The organism is Halomonas sp. ND22Bw (assembly GCF_003011945.1).
In the GTDB taxonomy this organism is placed as follows: domain Bacteria; phylum Pseudomonadota; class Gammaproteobacteria; order Pseudomonadales; family Halomonadaceae; genus Halomonas; species Halomonas halophila.
In genome coordinates, this window is sequence record NZ_PXWD01001159.1 from 1 (window position 1) to 260 (window position 260).

Sequence of the window (260 nt, forward strand, 5' to 3'; positions counted from 1 at the left end):
TCGTTTCTGATCAGATCAAGCCTTGGCCGCGCCCGCGCGCAAGCCCCGTTCCGCCAGGGCCACCAGCACCACCCCGCCCATAGCGATAGCCGAGCCCGTCAGGATTTGCGGCGTCAGCACATCGCCCATCAGGCCCCAGCCGATCGCCATCGACACCACCGGCGTCGCCAGCAGATACGGCGTTACACGCCCCGCCTCACGCCTCTGCACCAGCCAGAACAGCAGGGTGGTGGCCAGGACCGACGACACCACCCCGGCCC

The 260-nt window shown here is 68.8% G+C and carries 1 protein-coding gene; it reads right to left on the reverse strand.

What is annotated here, in order from left to right; translation table 11 throughout:
• Positions 1–15 precede the first annotated feature (15 nt).
• Positions 16–260: EamA family transporter (locus CVH10_RS21815; RefSeq protein ID WP_146143261.1), on the reverse strand; the 245-nt coding region annotated here is incomplete at its 5' end.